The sequence below is a fragment of the Mesorhizobium sp. B283B1A genome (assembly GCF_020165735.1).
Taxonomy (GTDB): domain Bacteria; phylum Pseudomonadota; class Alphaproteobacteria; order Rhizobiales; family Rhizobiaceae; genus Mesorhizobium; species Mesorhizobium opportunistum.
The window spans coordinates 61,152-78,000 of sequence record NZ_JAIUIQ010000012.1; the positions used below are offsets into that span (position 1 = coordinate 61,152).

The following is a 16,849-nucleotide window of genomic DNA, read 5'->3' on the forward strand; positions in this document are numbered from 1 at the left end:
GGCCGCCGGGTGGGGAAATCGTCAGAAAGCTGGCGCGGATAAAAATGCGAGCCGTTCTTGCCATCCTGCCGCTGCTTTTCGTCTCGGCCTGCGCCAACCCATGGACAAAAGTGCCGGAAGCCGAATTGCCCAAGCCCATCCGTTACGCCATGGCGCGCCCCTCGCCCTTCGTCATCGGCAATTACTGCGGCCCAGGCACCCGCACCGGGGATCTCTCGGCCCGGCCGGTCGACCGCCTCGACGCGGTTTGCCGGACCCATGACGCCTGCTACATCGCCCGTCATAACCATTGCGACTGCGATGGCGCTCTTGTCGCTTCGGCCAGGGCGATCCGCGATGACAAGACGGCGCCCCGCAAGATGCGCAGCGAAGCGGAATTGCTGATCGCCACCTTTGCGATTCCGATCTGCACGGTTTTTCCGCAAGGCTTCATGCCACCGCGAGACCCGACGCAGTTGCGTGCCCTGAAGGCCGGAGCAACGGATTGAACGGCCGTGCATCGATCATCCTAGCCGTGTTCGGGCTGGCGCTCACTGCCCTTGCCGGCTGCGCGGACCCAGGCCGGAACGCCTGCGAGTTCCTGCCGGGACAGGCAGCCTGCACCCGCTCCGCGCTGTCGGTCGGCACGCCCGGGCCTCAGGTCGCCGCGGCGCAATTCTTCGGAGACGCCGGCACCAGCGACTATGAAAGAAGGTTCCTGGAGCTGCTTGCCCACAACCAGCTCGGCGCCATGGACCGCGCCAACGGCACCGGACCGTTCGGGCGAAACCGCCGCGACGTCCAGAACCGCGACTTCCAGGCGACCTACACGACGCTGCAGCAACTGGCCGGACCCGTGGCCAAGCCGCGTCTGCCGCCGTCCGGCGGCGACGTCGGCGAGGGCCGTTTCGACGGACGCTGGCGGGTGTCGCGGCAGACGCTCTACATCGACGCTGCGGCACGACCCTCGGCGCCCAAGATTTTCGATTTCTCCGGCCTGCAGGCACGCAGCGTCGAGATCGTCGTGCGCCAGGCCGGCAAGCAGCCCGCCGACATCGAAGGGTCTTGCGACGGCGCGCTGGTCATTCGTGCCGGCGGCGGCTCACGCACCATAGCCGCGGGCGCCGCATTCCGCTTTCGTCTGTCCGGCGCGGACGACACGGCCAGCCTGTTTCCAAGTGACAGCCTGAACGGCTGCAACGCGACGATTCGCTCCAGCCTTGCTCGGGCAGGCGCACCGCTCGCCATGCGGCGCGAAGAGGCCGCCGATCCGGCGCTTGCCGCCTTCGACAGCCGCTACCAGCGCTGCCCGGTTCCCAACGACGCCGGTCTCGACGCGCTTGAGCGCGTCTTCTACGCCAGCCGCTGGCTGTCGCAGACCTGCGCCGTGCCGATCGGCACGCCGCGCCTGCTGCGCAAATCGCGCGACGGCTTCAACGCCAAGGTCGAGGCGCTGATGGGCACGCCGCTGTCCGACGCGGCCATCGACAAGGGTGACCCGGAACTGCCGCTCGATTTCTCCAGGGCGCCAAGGCTGAAGCTGATCTATCTCTCATCGCTCGAGTTCAAGGCGGATTTTTCCGGCCGCATCATCGAAAGGCTGATCCGCCACCATGCAGCGCTTGGCACCAAGGTGCGCATCATGGTCACCGATGTGCTGGAACGCGAGAAGGACGACGCCATGCTGCACCGGCTGGCGGCCGAATTCCCCAATGTCGAACTGCAGGAATACCGCTGGCGGGCGGACCATGGCGCACCGATCGACGAGCAGATTTCACAATTGCACAAGGTCCATCATGTCAAGATGCTGGCGGCGCTGGCGCTCGATCCCGCGCGCTCGCGCGTCATCATCGGCGGCCGCAACATCCATGACGGTTTCCTGTTCCACCAGCCGATCGATCTGTCGCGCCATCCGGACCTCGAGCAATACGGCAAGACCGACGGGTTTTCGCTGAACTACTACTCGAATTGGAGCGACTTCGACATCGAGTTCGCCGACCCGACAATTGTCGACACACTCGCCGCGCATCTGTCGACGATATGGTTGCGCGACGCCGACACCAACCTGGCGCGCCCCTTCTCCATCCCGGTCCGTTCCAATGGTGGCCGCCCGTCGGGCAATGCCCGGCATTTCATTTCGGTGCCCTATGAGGACAGCCATGCGCTGGAGGATTATTTCGTCGAGCTGGTCGATGCCGCCAGCCATCATATCCAGATCGTCAATCCCTACCTGAACCTGACGCCGAGCCTCGCGCGAGCCTTCGACCGGGCGCTGGCGCGCGGGGTCAAGATCGATATCGTCGGCCGCATCGATCTCAAGGGCGATATCGGCGGCAAGTTCCTCACCGCGCTCAACAAGCTGTTCGTCGAAGAATATGGCGACCGCATCAACATCCGCGAATTCAAGGCGCCCGATGTGGTGCTGCACTCCAAGATCATGATGATCGACGAGAGGCTGGTGGCCATCTCCTCGGTCAACCTCAACAACCGCAGCTTCTTCCATGACTCGGAGAACGGCATGGTGGTGCTCGACCCCGCCTTCTACGTCAGGATGAAGCCGGTTTATGACGATTACCTCGCCCATTCCAACCCGGTCGCCGCCAATGTGACGATCCCGTGGGCCTACCGGCTGCTGTTCGACGACGTCTGGGTCAGGCAGGCGTTCTGACCCGTGCACCCAGGACGCCGCTATTTGAGATAGCGCTCCTGCGCCAGGGCGCGGACATCGATATCGGGCACTCGGCTCGAGATGATGTCGGCCAGCACCTTGGCCGAACCGCAGGCCATGGTCCAGCCGAGCGTGCCGTGGCCAGTGTTGAGATAAAGGTTGGACAGCTCGGTGCGGCCGATCAGCGGCGGCCCGTCCGGCGTCATTGGCCGAAGCCCGCACCAGAACGTCGCCTCGCGCATGGCGCCGGCGCCGGGAAAGAGATCGCCGACCGAGTGTTCGAGCGTGCGCCGCCGCGATTCGTGCAGCCTCAGGTCGAAGCCGGAAATCTCGGCCGTGCCGCCGACGCGGATGCGGTCGCCGAGCCGCGTGATCGCCACCTTGTAGGTCTCGTCCATGACGGTCGATACCGGCGCCAGTGCGGCATCCTTGATCGGCACGGTGATCGAATAGCCTTTGACGGGATAGACCGGGATCGGTCGCTTCATCCGGCGCATGAACCCCGCCGAATAGCTGCCCATCGCCATGACATAGGCGTCGGCCGCCTTGAAACCCTTGCTGGTGCTGAGATTGGCAACGCGGTTGCGGCTGCGGAGGACGCGCCAGATCGTCATGTCGTATTCGAACTTCACGCCCCGCGCCACGCAGAGCTCGGCCAATTTGTCGGTGAACATCTTGCAGTCACCGGTCTCGTCATGCGGCAGCCTGAGGCCGCCGACGAACTTCTCGCGCACGCTGGCCAAGCCCGGCTCGGCCGCGATGCAGCCGTCTTGGTCGAGGATTTCGTAGGGCACGCCGTATTTCTTCAGCACCTCGACATCGCCTGATGTGCCGTCGAGCTGCTTTTGCGTGCGGAACAGCTGCAGCGTGCCCTGGGTCCGCTCGTCATAGGTGATGCCGGTCGCTTCGCGCAGCGCCTTCAGCGTGTCGCGGCTGTACTCGGCCAGCGGCACCATGCGCGACTTGTTGATCGCGTAGCGCTCGGCCGTGCAGTTCCGCAGCATCTTGACCAGCCAGGTCCACATATGCGGGTCGAAGGCCGGCCGCACGACCAGCGGGCCATGCTTCATCAGCAGCCATTTGATCGCCTTGAGCGGAATGCCGGGCCCGGCCCAGGGCGAGGCATAGCCGGGCGAAATCTCGCCGGCATTGGCGAAGCTGGTTTCCAGCGCCGGGCCTTTCTGGCGATCGACCACCGTCACCTCGTGGCCAGCCTCGGCAAGGTAATACGCCGTGGTCACGCCGATGACGCCACCGCCCAGCACCATGATTTTCATTGCATCACGCTCCACGCCGCCACTAACACCGGGCATGCCATTCCCTGTCTGCCGGATTTTGCCGCGCCCGCCAAGAGGCTAGTCTCGAGGGGCTAGCTATCGACGTATCGGCGGTGAAAGCGCGTGCCTAGGCTGGCCAGGATTTCATATCCGATGGTGCCGGCATGGCCGGCGGCATCGTCGACGCTTTGCGAAGGACCCAGCAACTCGACCAGGTCGCCCTCGCGCAGTTTGCCGGGCGGCAGGGCCGAAATGTCGAGTATGATCGAATCCATCGACACACGCCCGAGGAAAGGCAGACGCACCCCTTCGAACCAGGCCGCCGAGGCCGAGCGGCGCAACCAGCCATCGGCATAGCCGAACGAGATCGTCGCCAGGCTGCGCGGACCTTCGGCGTGGTAGCTGTGGCCGTAGCCGACGCCGGTGCCCTTTTCGATGCCGCGCGTCTGGGCAACCTTGGCCTGCAGCCGCACCACGGGCAGCATCGGATTGGGCGCGCCAGGCGTCGGGTTGATGCCGTAGAGCGCCGCCCCCGGCCGGGCCAGATCGTAGTGGTAGCGCGGCCCAAGGAAAATGCCGGAGGAATTGGCGAGCGAGGCAGGCGCCTCCGGCAGCAGGGCACGTAGCCGTTCAAACGCCAGCCGCTGCTGCTCGTTGGCCGGATGGCGCGGCTCGTCGGCGCAGGCCAGATGGCTCATCACGTATCTGACGTCGATGCCCGCGAACGCGCCGGTATCCTTTACCACCGCCTCGACCTCGGCAGGCGCCATGCCAAGCCGCGACATGCCGCTGTCGACCTGGATAGCGGCCGGAAACTGGCGGCCGGCGCCATGCGCCGCCGCGCGCCAGGCCTTCAACTGCGCGCCGCTGTTGATGACCGCGCACAGGCCGGCGGCCACGGCTTCCGGCTCCGAGCCCGGCGGCAGCCCGTTCAGCACGTAGATGTCTGGCCCGGCGCCGATCGCCTTGCGCAGGCTGGTGCCTTCGGCCAGCAGCGCGACGAAGAAGGTGTCGCAGCCATCCTTCATCAGCGCCGATGCCACCTGCGTCGCACCGAGACCGTAGCCGTCCGCCTTGACCACGCCGGCGCAACGCACGCCGCCCAGTTGCGCTTTCAGCCGCCGGTAGTTTTCACGGATCGCGCCGAGATCGATGGTGAGAATGGCTCCCGCCGCCGCTTCGCTTACGCCAGCGGCATCCCCGGACAGCGACCTCTTGGAGGCGTCGTTCATGGCGACCCTTCTTGTGGCGGACAGACATCAATAGGACCGCAGGACCCGCGCGGCAACCGCAGCTGCATCTCGTCCTTCTATGCCACCAGGTGCCGGAACGTCGCCACCACATCCTCATAGACATGGCGCTTGAACGGCACGATCAGGTCGGGCAGATCCTGCATCGGCCGCCATGCCCATTCGTCGAATTCGGCGGTGTGGCCTCCCGGCGGCGGATTGATCTGGATTTCGCTGGTATCGCCATGGAAGCGGAAGGCGAACCATTTCTGCGTCTGGCCGCGATAGCGGCCCTTGAAGGCGATGCCGACGAGGTGGTCCGGCAGATCATAGTTGATCCAGTCCGGCGCCTCGGCAATGAGCGAGACGCTGCGCATGCCCGTCTCTTCATAGAGCTCCCGCTCCGCCGCTTCCAGCGGCTCCTCGCCCTTGTCGATGCCGCCTTGCGGCATCTGCCAGAGCTGCGTGGTGCCGGCAAATTCGCTGTCGGGTTCCGCAATGCGGTGCCCGACCCAGACCAGGCCCTCGGCGTTGAGGATCATCAGCCCGACACAGGGGCGATAAGGCAGCGTTTCGCGGTCGATCTTTTTGGCCATCTGACGCTCTCTCCGGTCGTTCCAGTGGGTTTGTTGCGATCAGTGGATCGTCAGCCTTTTTGCGGATCAATGGCCACCGCTGAAATCGGCACGATCTCGATGCCGCGCTTCTTGGCTTCGGCCACCCAGGACGACACCGTGTCGACCGTCAGGTCGAAGGCCGAGCCGATGCCGACGGCAAAGCCCTTGGCCCGCGCTGTCGCTTCCAGGCTGTCGAGCTTCTTCAGGATTTCGCCGCGATCCTGCACCGCATCGATCGCCATGTCGCCGGCGACGAAGGGCACGCCGTCCTTCAGCGCCAGGTCCGGTGCGAGGCTGCGTGCCGATGAGCCGTCGTCGACATAGGCGAGGCCGCGCTTGCCGAGCTCGGCCATGAACGGCCCCATCGCCGTGGCATCGGCCGAGAAGCGGGCGCCCATATAGTTCATGACGCCGGTGTAGTTCGTCGTCCGTGACAGCGCCCAGTGCAGGCTTTTCAGGTTCTCGTCGGCACTTGCCGCCACCGTCAGCGTGTTGCGGCCCGGATTGACGCTGGGATAGTCGAACGGTTCGAGCGGCACCTGCATGACGATCTCGTGGCCGCCCTGCCTGGCGGCCTGCATCCAGCGGCCGATGCTGTTGCCCTGCGGGGCAAAGCCCAGCGTCACCTCCGGCGGCAGCTTGGCGATCGCCGCCTGAGTGCCGGTCTGTGAAACCGCGAGCCCGCCGATGACGATCGCCACCCGTGCCCCGCGCGCGCCGGACCAGGGCCGCGCATAGACGTCGAATGGCCGCCTTCCATCGGCGGCGCGCATCGGCAAGGGCCCGCTATCGCTGGTTTCGATCAGCGCCTTGTCGGGAAGATGCGCGATCTTCAGATTCTGCCCGATGCTCGACGGATCGCGAATGACGATCCCCGCCTTGGGCGGGCCGTCGCCCTCTTCCGTCTGCACATGGATGATCTGCGGGCCGCCTGTCTTGGCTGGCGTCTGCGCCTTCGGGACGGCGGCCGGCGCCAAGGCTGGAGGTGCGGCGGCGGGTTCGGCAGCCGCCGTCACCTTCGGCGTCGAGACGGCAACCTCCTGCGGCTTGCGAAACGGCTTTTCCCTGAGCGCGATCGCACCGGAAACGCCGACCACGCCCAGCACGACAATGGCTGAGGCGACCACGCCCGCGCTGATCTTGCCGGCGGCGCGCGGCACCCGGACAGTCTGTCCAAGCGGGCGTTCGATGTCCTTGCCGATATCAGCCAAGCCCTGTCCCCGGGGCGCATGGTTCCGAAGGGTAGTCCTTCGAGAAGACCTGCGCGAATTCATCAATCCTGGCGCACCCCTTGGCGCCGCATCTGGAGGCCCCATCTTGCCCCCGAATCAAACTGCCGGAACCCAAGGGTCCCGGCAGCATCGCATTGCTTGGGTCAGGCGGCCAGACCTGGCCGGCCAAACCACTACTGGTTGAGCACGGCCTTTTCCGGATTGGGCGGGAAGGCCGGATCGGTCTTCTGGCCGCGCAGCAGCTGCTCGGCATAGATGAGCTGCAGGTCGTCCTTCGGATCCGGCGGCACATAGGCGGCCGAGCCCGAGCCGGTCTTGCTCTCGTCGGCGCCCTTGATGTGGCCCTTGAGATCGGACTCGCCACGCGTCAGGTCCCTGCCCTGCAGTTCCGGCGGCAACGGCTGGTCGACCTTGATATCGGGCGTGATGCCCTTGCCCTGGATCGACTTGCCCGACGGCGTGTAATAAAGCGCCGTCGTCAGCCTGAGCGCGCCATTCTCGCCGAGCGGAATGATGGTCTGCACCGAACCCTTGCCGAAGGACTGCGTGCCCACCACCGTGACGCGGCGCAGGTCCTGCAGCGCGCCGGCGACGATTTCGGAAGCGCTGGCCGAGCCGCCATTGACGAGTACGATCATCGGCTTGCCGTTGATGTCGTCGGTCTGCTTCGGCTTGGCGTCGAAGCGGGTGACGTCCTTCGGATCGCGTCCGCGCGTCGAGACGATCTCGCCACGCTTGAGGAAGGCGTCGGACACGCTCACCGCCTGGTCGAGCAGGCCGCCCGGATTGAGGCGTAGGTCGAGCACATAGCCCTTGAGCTTATCGTCCGGCACCTGCTTCTTGATGGTGTCGATCGCGTTCTCGAGGTCGTCATAGGTCTTTTCGGTGAAGGAGGTGATCTTCATGTAGCCGATGTCGTTCTCGACCCGGAACTTGACCGCCTTGACCTTGATGATGTCGCGCACCACCGTAAGCTCGATCGGCTTGTCGGCGCCCTGGCGCAGGATGGTGAGCTTGATCGGCGTGTTGACCAGGCCGCGCATCTTGTCGACCGCGTCGTTGAGGGTCAGGCCACGAACCTCTTCGCCATCGATCTTGGCGATATAGTCGCCGGCCAGCACGCCAGCCTTGGCGGCCGGCGTGTCGTCGATCGGCGTGATCACCTTGACCAGGTCGTTCTCCATGGTGACCTCGATGCCGAGGCCGCCGAACTCGCCCTTGGTCTGCACGCGCATGTCCTGCGCCTGTTCGGCGTTCATGTAGGAGGAGTGCGGGTCGAGCGAGGAAAGCATGCCGTTGATGGCGTTCTCGACCAGCGACTTGTCGTCGGGCGGCGTGACATATTGTGCCCGCACCCGCTCGAAGATGTCGCCGAAGATCGCGAGTTGCTTGTAGGTCTCCGACCCCGCAGCGTTCGCCGACGAGCCAGGAGCGCCATAGACAAGGCTCATGGCGGACGCGCCCATCAGCGCACCGGCAAACAGAAGCGACAGTTTCCGCATCATTTCACGTCCTTCCAGAAAAACGGTCCGCCCACCATGGGGCCGGATCGACGGGTTTTCCATCCTTACGGAACTCGACATAGAGTTCCGGCGTGGCATTTCCATTCTTCGAAACCGAGGTACTCGCTACCCGGGCTTCTCCCATCGCGCCGACCGGCTCTCCTGCGAGCACCGACTGGCCAGTCACGACGCTGATTCTGCTCATCCCCGCCAGAACGACATGATAACCGTCGCCGGCATTGAGGATCAAGAGTTGACCGTAGGAGCGAAACGGCCCCGCATAAAGCACATTCCCATCCGCCGGAGCGGTGACGATGGCTCCCGATTGTGTCGCAAGCATGTCGCCAAGCATCAAGGCGCCGCTACCGTCATCGGCGCCGAACCGGCGCTTGATTCGGCCTGTGACCGGCAGCGCGATCTGCCCTTGCAGTGCCGAAAAGGGGGCAGTCGCGGTGAGTTGATTGGCTTCGGGGACCGGCAGCGACGCCGTCTTGTCGCCGCCCGTCTGATCGGCGCCCGGCGTGGCCGCCTTTGCGGCATCCGCGGCCTTGCGGGTCTTCTCGGCCTGCGCTTCGAGCGACGCGATCAGGTCCTTCAGGCTGCTGGCCCTGGCGGCCAGCGCCTCGGATTTCTGCTGCTCGGCCGCCATCTGCGCCTTTGTGTCGGCCTCGAGCTTCTGCTTGGCCTCGAGCAGCATGCCGAGCCGCTTCTTTTCCGCCGCCTGCTCGCCGACCGCCTCCGTCAGCCGCGCCCGTTCGGCCTCGATCGAGGCCGTCACCCGGGTCTGCTCCTTGAGGTCGGCCAGCAGGCTGTCGGTTTGCTGACGCAATTCCGGAACCACGGCGCCGAGCAGGATGGCGCTGCGCACCGACGACAGCGCGTCCTCCGGCTTGACCAGGATCGCCGGCGGCGGGTTCAGGCCCATGCGCTGCAAGGCACCCAGCACTTCGGCCAGCACATCGCGTCGTGCCATGAGCGAGGCGCGGATCTTCTGCTGCTGGCCCTTCAGCCCCTCCAGTTTGGCGCCGATATCCTCGATGTCCTGGCCGAGCTTCTGCTCGGTCATCGCCGACTGGATCAACGCGGCGGTGATCGAGGCGTGGTCCTTCTTGACCGCAGCGATGTCGGCGGCAAGCTTGGCCAGCCGTTCCGACGACAGCGTTATTTCCTTGGAAACCTGTTCGTATTCGGCGCGGCTCTGGTCCGGATCGGGAGCCATGTCGAGCGTGTTCTCGGCCCGCGCCCCCTGGAGCGACAGAAGAATCGCCGCCGCCGCGATGCCGCAGCGCACGCGCCAAGGGCTGCGTGTTGAGGAGCCCCCTGTTGATAGACTCAGTGTCGATTTCCAGCCTTCAGACATTCGCGATCGACTCTATCTGCGGCTTCGTTAACGAACCATCAACCATGTTAACGCGTGTCGCCCAAAGTTGCGCGGTGCTTTTGGAACAACGACATGCGGAAGGGAAGCGGTTCCGACCGCGATCTTGCGCGGCATTGGGGCGGAATTCGGTGCGGAGCGGCGGCTTTCAAGATCTGTGATAGGGATGGCCCGACAGGATCGTCGCCACCCGGTAGAGCTGTTCCCCCAGCATCACCCGCACCAGTTGATGCGGCCAGGTGAGCGCGCCGAACGAGACCACCAGTTCGGCCTGCTCACGCAGCGACGCGTCGTGGCCGTCGGCGCCGCCTATGGCGAGCACCAGCGCCTTGCGCCCGCCATCGCGCAACTGGCCGATGCGATTGGCGAAATCCTGCGAGGAAAGGCTCTTGCCGCGCTCGTCGAGCAGGACCAGCGCCGTGCCTGGCTGCAGTTGCGCCTGCAGCCGGGAAGCTTCGTCGCGCTGGCGCTCGGTGGCGCCCTGCGCACGGCCCTCGGCGATCTCGGTGACGCCGGCGAATTCGAGCCCCACCACAGGGCCGCTCTTGGCGAAGCGCTCGAAATAGCGCTCGGCCAACTCCCGCTCGGGGCCGGCTTTCATTCGGCCCACGGCATGAACTGAAATCTTCATCCCGCCTCTATAAGCCGCCAATGCATGTCACCCAAAGGAAATCCGGTTCTGGGCGACGACACAGGGCAGCTTAGTGAAGGGTCTCTTCCTCGAGATCCGGCGCCTGCCACATCTTTTCGAGATTGTAGAATTCGCGGACTTCGGGACGGAAGACATGGACGATGATATCGCCCGAATCGATCAGGACCCAGTCGGCGCCGGACAACCCCTCGACGCGCGCGGTGCCGAGGCCGGCATCCTTGAGCGCCTTGAGGAGATGATCGGCGACAGCCGAGACATGACGGTGCGATCGGCCAGACGCGACGACCATGTAGTCGCCGAGGCTCGATTTCCCCTGAATGTCGATTGAGACAATATTTTCGGCCTTGGAGTCTTCCAGACTGGCAAGGACTGTCTTGATGGCACGGGACACGGCGTCGTCTACGCTGATCCTGGCCGGCGAAGGCACGATATCGGCCCTCTTCCGCAGTGCTGTTCTCAGTGTATTTCCTTTCGCAGCAAGAACAACCAAATCACCCCAAAAGCGGATGACACCACTTAGATAGGCAGAGTTCCGTTGCAGTTTCAAGACGGAGCTCCGATTCACGCGAACTCGCCGGCTGCGCGGTTGTTCCATGCGAGAGGCAAAAAGGTCGGAACCCAGCCTTCCCGCATCGGTTATCGGCTCATCGACCAACCGGAATCCTGCCATGCCGATCGACCCCCACGACACTCTGCTCACCGTCCAGGCCGGCCTCGCGCAACTCAGTACGCTGATCGTCTCCTATTCCTTCTCCGCCATCGGCGCGGTCATCCTTCTGGTTGTCGGCTACATCATCGCCGGCCTCGGCGAGCGCTCGATCTTTGCCGGCCTCGGCCATATTCACGGCTTTGACCAGACGCTGCGGCATTTCCTTTCCAAGATCGTCCGCTACGCCATACTGGTCCTCGTCGTCATCATGGTGCTTGGCCAGTTCGGCGTTCAGACCGCTTCGATCATCGCCGCGCTCGGCGCCATTGGCCTGGCCATAGGCCTGGCGCTGCAAGGCACGCTGCAGAACATCGCCGCCGGCATCATGCTTCTGGCGCTGCGGCCGTTCCGCATCGGCGAATCCGTCGAGGTTGGCTCCATCGCCGGTTCGATCGAGGAAATCGGGCTGTTCGCCACGAAGCTCAGAACCGCCGATGGCGTCTACATCCTGGCGCCCAATTCGACGCTGTGGAACCAGCCGGTGCGCAATTTCACCCGCAACGGCGTCCGGCGTGCCGACATCACGCTCAGCATCGGCTCGTGGAACGATATCGATCGCGCCCAGAAGGCATTGCTGGCGATCGCTGCCGCTGAGCGTCGCGTGAAGCGCCAGCCGGCACCGATCGCCTTCGTTGCGGCATTGGGCGACAGCACCGTCTCGATCACCTTGCGCTACTGGACATCGTCAGCGGATTTCTTCGCCACCCAGGCCGATCTCACCAAGCGCGCCAAGCAGGAGTTCGATTCGGAAGGCATATCGATCCCGCTGCCGCCACCGGAAGCACCGGCGCCGGAAGCCGCCGGCAATAATCAATTGCTTCGAGGCCGGTCCTGTTCGTCCGGCGCATAGGCAAGTTCGACCGGCAGCGGCGCCTGCGCGGTCATCGGCGCGAAGCTGCCGGTCTCGGTGGCCGGAACAGGCCGTGTCGTGAACACGCGCAGCAGCACGAACAGGCAGAAGGCGCAGGCAATGACGATTGCCACATAGATGAAGGCCTGTGTGCCGAAGACGGCCGACAGCGCCGTTACGATGCCCGGCACGATGAAGCCCGACAGCGACCAGGCAAACAGGAGCGAGCTGGACAATGCCACCATGTCGTCCTTGCCGGCACGGTCGGCGGCGTGCGCGCTGGCCAGTGAATAGATCGATTCCGAGGCGCCGTCCCACAAGACATAGATCACCAGCAGCGCCGCCAGCGCACCGCCGTCGAAACCGAGCGCAAGCATGCCCGCCGCCGCGGCCAGCGCCGACGCCCCGATCAGCACATAGCGGCGATCGGTGCGGTCGGAGATCCAGCCAAGCGGAAGCTGCAGGATCAACGTACCAAGCGGCATCACCGAAAGCAAAAGCGCCACATCGGCCTGGCTGTAGCCCTTGGCTGTGGCATGGATCGGCGCGAAGCCGGAAATCGACATCGACAGGCCGCCGACCGCCAGCATGCCGGCAACGCCGACCGGTGAAATCCGCCAGGCCCGGCGCAGCGCCACCGAGGCTGCCTGGGGCGCCGGCGGCTGCGCCAGCCGCGTCATGCCAACGGGCAGGATCGACAGGGCGGTGAAGGCGATGCCAATCAAGGGCGCATCCGCGGCTCTGATGTCGATGAAAGCCAGCGCCGCATAGCCGACACCGAGCCCGGCGACATAGGCGACGTAGAAGAAGGCCATCACCCGGCCGCGTATGGCGTTGGCGATGGCATCGTTGAGCCAGCTCTGCGCAACGATGAACAGGCCGCAAATGGCAAAGCCGTAGAGGGCGCGTGCCCCGATCCACGGCAGCGGATGCGGTCCGGCGCCGATTGCGGCGTTGGACAGCGCGATCAGCGCCGACAGCACCATGAAGGCACGGGCATGGCCGACCCTGCGCACCAGCGGCCCGGTCAGGATGCAGCCGGCGAGACCGCCGGCCGACAGGCCGGTGACGATCAGCCCGGCCCAGGTCGGGTCGAAACCTTCGGCACCGAGCCGGACAGGTATGTAAGCGAACATCAGCCCGTTGCCGATGGCGATCAGCGCCATCGAAACGATGACGCTGGCGATCGCGATCAGCGGCGTCGGCGCGCTGCCCTGCTCCGGATCGACTTCGGGTTGGTGCTTCACGAGAGTGGTCATGTTCAGACAAGATCGCCCACTCCACGGCGAAAAGCCCCTGCAAAAGCGACATCGGCGGTCTTCCCTTCTCCCCTTGCTTGCGGGAGAAGGTGGATCGGCGCGCAGCGCCGAGACGGATGAGGGGTGTTCCAGCGGAGTGAGGCGTTAGCGTTCCCTGGAGCACCCCTCATCCGTCGCCTTCGGCGACACCTTCTCCCGCAAGGGGAGAAGGGAGAAACCCCGTGGCACCCTTATCCCTTTGCCATCCGGCGGATCGCGCTCGACGACAGCGACGAGCGCGGGCCGTGGATGAAGGTCCAGGCCGGCGCTTTCATGCGCGCCAGCCGCGGCGCATCGCCTTCGTCGACGCGGGCATAGTCGAAGGTCTTGGCGACGACCGACGACAGGAACGACAGCGTCGCCCCCGGTCGGTCGATGACTGCGATCGGGAAGGTCAGCACGATCTCGCGCCAGCGCTGCCAGTGATGGAAGTCGCGCAAACTGTCGGCGCCCATGATCCAGACGAAATCGACGCCGGGATTGCGCGCCTTGACCAGCGCCAGCGTGTCGGCGGTGTAGCGCACGTGATGCGCCGCCTCGAAGGCGGTGACCTTGATCTTCGGGTTCTTGGCGATCCGCTCCGACAATTGCAGCCGCTCCGTCAGCGGCGCCAGTTCGCGTGTGTTCTTCAGCGGATTGCCCGGCGTCACCATCCACCACAACTGATCGAGCGCCAGGCGCCTCAGCGCGATCTCGGCGACCAGCGCATGGCCGGCATGCGGCGGATTGAACGAGCCGCCGAACAGACCGACGGCCAGGCCTTTTTCGGCATGCGGCATTTTGAGGTAGGCGGAGGGTGCTGGGGGCGGGGAAGGAGATAGCATCGCGCTAAGCACCCCCCTCTGCCCTGCCGGGCATCTCCCCCGCAAGGGGGGAGATCAGCAATTTCGGCGAAGAGGTAAATCTTGCAGCGTTGAAGGTTGGCGAAATCCAAAATGCCAGCCAATCTCCCCCCTTGCGGGGGAGATGTCCGGCAGGACAGAGGGGGGTGCCTGGGCGCAACGCTTCACGCTCTAGCAGCAAAAAACGTCACGGCCTCACCTGTCCCGACCCGCGCACGCGGTATTTGAACGATGTCAGCTGTTCGACGCCGACCGGTCCGCGCGCATGCATCTTGCCGGTGGCGATGCCGATCTCGGCGCCCATGCCGAACTCACCGCCATCGGCGAACTGCGTCGAGGCGTTGTGCAGCAGGATCGCCGAATCGATCTCGTTGAAGAACCGCTCCACCGCTTTGACATCCTCGGCGACGATCGCCTCCGTGTGATGCGAGGAGAAGGTCTCGATATGCTCGATCGCACCGCTGACGCCGTCGACCAGCTTCACCGCGATGATGGCGTCGAGATATTCCGTCACCCAGTCGGCATCATCAGCCGGCTTGGCGTCGAAAAACAGCTTCAGCACTTCGGCATCGGCATGAATCTCGCAGCCGGCGGCGCGCAGCGCGTCGAGGATCGGCACCAGATGCGTCGACGCCACCGCACGGTCGACCAGCAGCGTCTCGGCGGCGCCGCAGACGCCGGTGCGCCGCATCTTGGCGTTGACGGCGATCCTGACCGCCATGTCGAGATCGGCCGAGCGGTCGATATAGAGGTGGCAGATGCCTTCGAGATGGGCAAAGACCGGCACGCGCGCCTCGTTCTGCACCCGCCCGACAAGGCTTTTGCCGCCGCGCGGGATGATGACGTCGAGCGTGCCGCCAAGCCCCTTCAGCATCTCGCCGACAGCGGCGCGGTCGGTGGTCGGCACCAGCTGGATGGCATCTTCCGGCAGGCCGGCCGCCTTAAGGCCTTCGACAAGGCAGGCGTGGATGGCGGAAGACGAATTGAGTGAATCCGAGCCGCCGCGCAGGATCACCGGATTGCCGGCCTTGAGGCAGAGCGCGCCGGCATCCGCCGTCACGTTCGGGCGGCTCTCGTAGATGACGCCGACGACGCCGAGCGGCGTACGCACGCGCTCGATCTGCAGGCCGTTCGGCCGCTCCCAGGCGGCGATGACGTCGCGGACGGGATCCTTGAGTTCCGCAATCTCGCGAATCCCTTCGGCCATGGCACGGATACGCACCGGATCGAGCTTCAGCCGATCCATGAAGGAAGCGGAAAGCCCGGACTCATGGCCATTCGAGACATCGATGGCGTTGGCGTCGAGAATCTCCTGCTCGTTGCGCAGGATGGCGTCGGCCATGGCGACAAGCGCGGCATTCTTGGCGGCGGTGGTGGCGATGGCCAGCGGTCGGGCGGCAGCGCGGGCACGGCGGCCGATATCGGCCATCAGCGCCACGGTGTCGTCCCCGGATTTTTCATGCAGTTTCAGCATGGCTCATCCTCCGCTTGTGTCGCCTCCGGCGTGATTGACCACCAGATCGTCACGGTGGATCATCGCCGAACGCGCTTCGTAGCCGAGAATGGTTTCGATCTCGGCTGTCTTCAGGCCAGCGATCCTTACGGCATCGGCGGCATCGTAGGCAACCAGTCCGCGCGCGATCTCGCGGCCCTCGGGCGACAGGATCGCCACCGTGTCGCCCCGCGAGAAATTGCCGCTGACCAGCTTGACGCCGGCCGGCAGCAGCGATTTGCCGGACAGCAGCGCGCCGATGGCGCCGGCATCGACCGTCAGCCGGCCGGCCGGCTCGAGCTGGCCAGCGATCCACGTCTTGTAGCCCTTGACCGGATTGGCGCTCGGCCGGAAGAAAGTGGCGCGTTCGCCACGCTCGATCGCCATCAGCGGCGACAGCCGCGTCCCCGATGTGATGATCATCGCCGTGCCGGCGGCCGTGGCGATCTTGCCGGCATCGAGCTTCGTGCGCATGCCGCCGCGCGACAGTTCGGAGGCGGCGGCTCCCGCCATGGCTTCGATATCGGATGTGATGCGGTCGACCACGGGGATGAACTTGGCTTGCGGGTCGCGCGCCGGCGGCGCGGTGTAGAGCCCGTCAATGTCGGAGAGCAGCACCAGGAGGTCGGCGCCCATCATCGTGGCGACGCGCGCGGCCAGCCGGTCATTGTCGCCATAGCGGATTTCGGAGGTGGCGACCGTGTCGTTCTCGTTGATGACCGGCACCGCCTTCATCTTGAGCAATGTCGAGATCGTCGCCCTGGCGTTGAGATACCGCCGGCGTTCTTCTGTGTCGCCAAGGGTCAAGAGAATCTGGCCTGATTTCAGGGCGCCCTTGCCGAGCGCATCCGACCAGGCGCCGGCGAGCGCGATCTGTCCGACGGCGGCCGCGGCCTGGCTTTCCTCCAGCTTCAGCGCACGCTTGCCGAGGCCAAGAATGGTGCGGCCAAGCGCGATGGCGCCCGAGGACACGACGAGGATTTCCGCACCGCCATTGGCCAGCACCGCGATATCGTCGGCGAGCGAGGCCAGCCAGTCGCGCTTCAGACCCGCCGCGCGGTCGACGAGCAACGCCGAGCCGATCTTGACGGTGATGCGCCGGTATTTCCTGAGCGACTGCATGC

At 65.3% G+C, this 16,849-nt stretch carries 15 protein-coding genes; 3 read left to right on the forward strand and 12 right to left on the reverse strand.

The features are described from left to right. Positions 1-44 precede the first annotated feature (44 nt). Positions 45-488, forward strand: coding sequence for a hypothetical protein (locus LB577_RS12710; protein WP_023777616.1), 444 nt, complete (start codon positions 45-47; stop codon positions 486-488). Further along, a complete protein-coding gene (locus LB577_RS12715; RefSeq protein WP_224686947.1) occupies positions 485-2,647 on the forward strand; it encodes a phospholipase D-like domain-containing protein in 2,163 nt (720 codons plus the stop codon). The genes LB577_RS12710 and LB577_RS12715 overlap by 4 nt, the downstream gene beginning before the upstream one ends. Before the next feature lie 20 nt (positions 2,648-2,667). Here the strand turns inward: LB577_RS12715 and LB577_RS12720 are convergent, their stop codons facing one another. The 8 genes from LB577_RS12720 to rsfS all read right to left on the reverse strand — a co-directional run bounded on the left by LB577_RS12720 (position 2,668) and on the right by rsfS (position 10,961). Then, the gene (locus tag LB577_RS12720; protein ID WP_023766082.1) at positions 2,668-3,924 is read right to left on the reverse strand and encodes a D-amino acid dehydrogenase; all 1,257 of its coding nucleotides are present in this window, start codon (positions 3,922-3,924) and stop codon (positions 2,668-2,670) included. Positions 3,925-4,016: 92 nt separating this feature from the next. Next, the gene (gene alr, locus LB577_RS12725; protein ID WP_224686948.1) at positions 4,017-5,156 is read right to left on the reverse strand and encodes an alanine racemase; all 1,140 of its coding nucleotides are present in this window, start codon (positions 5,154-5,156) and stop codon (positions 4,017-4,019) included. 77 nt (positions 5,157-5,233) lie between these two features. Further along, positions 5,234-5,749 carry an RNA pyrophosphohydrolase gene (locus LB577_RS12730; protein WP_224686949.1) on the reverse strand — a complete coding sequence of 172 codons (516 nt, stop codon included), beginning with the start codon at positions 5,747-5,749 and terminating at the stop codon, positions 5,234-5,236. Between the two features lie 50 nt (positions 5,750-5,799). Further along, complete coding sequence (locus tag LB577_RS12735; RefSeq protein ID WP_224686950.1) at positions 5,800-6,981, reverse strand: divergent polysaccharide deacetylase family protein; 1,182 nt, start codon at positions 6,979-6,981, stop codon at positions 5,800-5,802. A 194-nt stretch (positions 6,982-7,175) separates the two neighbouring features. Continuing rightward, positions 7,176-8,507 (reverse strand): S41 family peptidase, encoded by a 1,332-nt coding sequence (locus LB577_RS12740; RefSeq protein WP_023777611.1) that lies wholly within the window; start codon positions 8,505-8,507, stop codon positions 7,176-7,178. A gap of 1 nt (position 8,508) precedes the next feature. After that, positions 8,509-9,864, reverse strand: coding sequence for a murein hydrolase activator EnvC family protein (locus LB577_RS12745; protein ID WP_224686951.1), 1,356 nt, complete (start codon positions 9,862-9,864; stop codon positions 8,509-8,511). A gap of 166 nt (positions 9,865-10,030) precedes the next feature. Next, positions 10,031-10,513: a 23S rRNA (pseudouridine(1915)-N(3))-methyltransferase RlmH gene (rlmH, locus tag LB577_RS12750; protein WP_224686952.1), complete on the reverse strand. Its 483-nt coding sequence runs from the start codon at positions 10,511-10,513 to the stop codon at positions 10,031-10,033. Between the two features lie 70 nt (positions 10,514-10,583). After that, complete coding sequence (gene rsfS, locus LB577_RS12755) at positions 10,584-10,961, reverse strand: ribosome silencing factor (protein WP_023777607.1); 378 nt, start codon at positions 10,959-10,961, stop codon at positions 10,584-10,586. Positions 10,962-11,202: 241 nt separating this feature from the next. Between rsfS and LB577_RS12760 the strand changes: the two genes are divergently transcribed. Beyond that, a complete protein-coding gene (locus tag LB577_RS12760; RefSeq protein WP_224686953.1) occupies positions 11,203-12,093 on the forward strand; it encodes a mechanosensitive ion channel family protein in 891 nt (296 codons plus the stop codon). Here the strand turns inward: LB577_RS12760 and LB577_RS12765 are convergent. The 4 genes from LB577_RS12765 to proB form a co-directional block, all read right to left on the reverse strand. Next, a complete protein-coding gene (locus LB577_RS12765) occupies positions 12,054-13,352 on the reverse strand; it encodes an MFS transporter (RefSeq protein WP_224686954.1) in 1,299 nt (432 codons plus the stop codon). The two genes, LB577_RS12760 and LB577_RS12765, sit on opposite strands and share 40 nt — an antisense overlap. 230 nt (positions 13,353-13,582) lie before the next feature. Further along, positions 13,583-14,170 (reverse strand): nicotinate-nucleotide adenylyltransferase, encoded by a 588-nt coding sequence (locus tag LB577_RS12770; RefSeq protein ID WP_041164015.1) that lies wholly within the window; start codon positions 14,168-14,170, stop codon positions 13,583-13,585. A gap of 250 nt (positions 14,171-14,420) precedes the next feature. Continuing rightward, complete coding sequence (locus tag LB577_RS12775) at positions 14,421-15,707, reverse strand: glutamate-5-semialdehyde dehydrogenase (protein WP_224686955.1); 1,287 nt, start codon at positions 15,705-15,707, stop codon at positions 14,421-14,423. 3 nt (positions 15,708-15,710) lie between these two features. Beyond that, positions 15,711-16,847, reverse strand: a complete 1,137-nt coding sequence (proB, locus tag LB577_RS12780; protein ID WP_224686956.1) for a glutamate 5-kinase — start codon at positions 16,845-16,847, stop codon at positions 15,711-15,713. Positions 16,848-16,849: the final 2 nt, after the last annotated feature.

Coding starts and splice junctions, on each gene's coding strand:
- LB577_RS12710 (WP_023777616.1), top strand. CDS start 45: ATGCGAGCCGTTCTTGCCATCCTGCCGCTGCTTTTCGTCTCGGCCTGC.
- LB577_RS12720 (WP_023766082.1), bottom strand. CDS start 3,924: ATGAAAATCATGGTGCTGGGCGGTGGCGTCATCGGCGTGACCACGGCG.
- alr (WP_224686948.1), bottom strand. CDS start 5,156: ATGAACGACGCCTCCAAGAGGTCGCTGTCCGGGGATGCCGCTGGCGTA.
- LB577_RS12730 (WP_224686949.1), bottom strand. CDS start 5,749: ATGGCCAAAAAGATCGACCGCGAAACGCTGCCTTATCGCCCCTGTGTC.
- LB577_RS12740 (WP_023777611.1), bottom strand. CDS start 8,507: ATGATGCGGAAACTGTCGCTTCTGTTTGCCGGTGCGCTGATGGGCGCG.
- LB577_RS12745 (WP_224686951.1), bottom strand. CDS start 9,864: ATGTCTGAAGGCTGGAAATCGACACTGAGTCTATCAACAGGGGGCTCC.
- rlmH (WP_224686952.1), bottom strand. CDS start 10,513: ATGAAGATTTCAGTTCATGCCGTGGGCCGAATGAAAGCCGGCCCCGAG.
- LB577_RS12760 (WP_224686953.1), top strand. CDS start 11,203: ATGCCGATCGACCCCCACGACACTCTGCTCACCGTCCAGGCCGGCCTC.
- LB577_RS12765 (WP_224686954.1), bottom strand. CDS start 13,352: ATGACCACTCTCGTGAAGCACCAACCCGAAGTCGATCCGGAGCAGGGC.
- LB577_RS12770 (WP_041164015.1), bottom strand. CDS start 14,170: ATGCCGCATGCCGAAAAAGGCCTGGCCGTCGGTCTGTTCGGCGGCTCG.
- LB577_RS12775 (WP_224686955.1), bottom strand. CDS start 15,707: ATGCTGAAACTGCATGAAAAATCCGGGGACGACACCGTGGCGCTGATG.
- proB (WP_224686956.1), bottom strand. CDS start 16,847: ATGCAGTCGCTCAGGAAATACCGGCGCATCACCGTCAAGATCGGCTCG.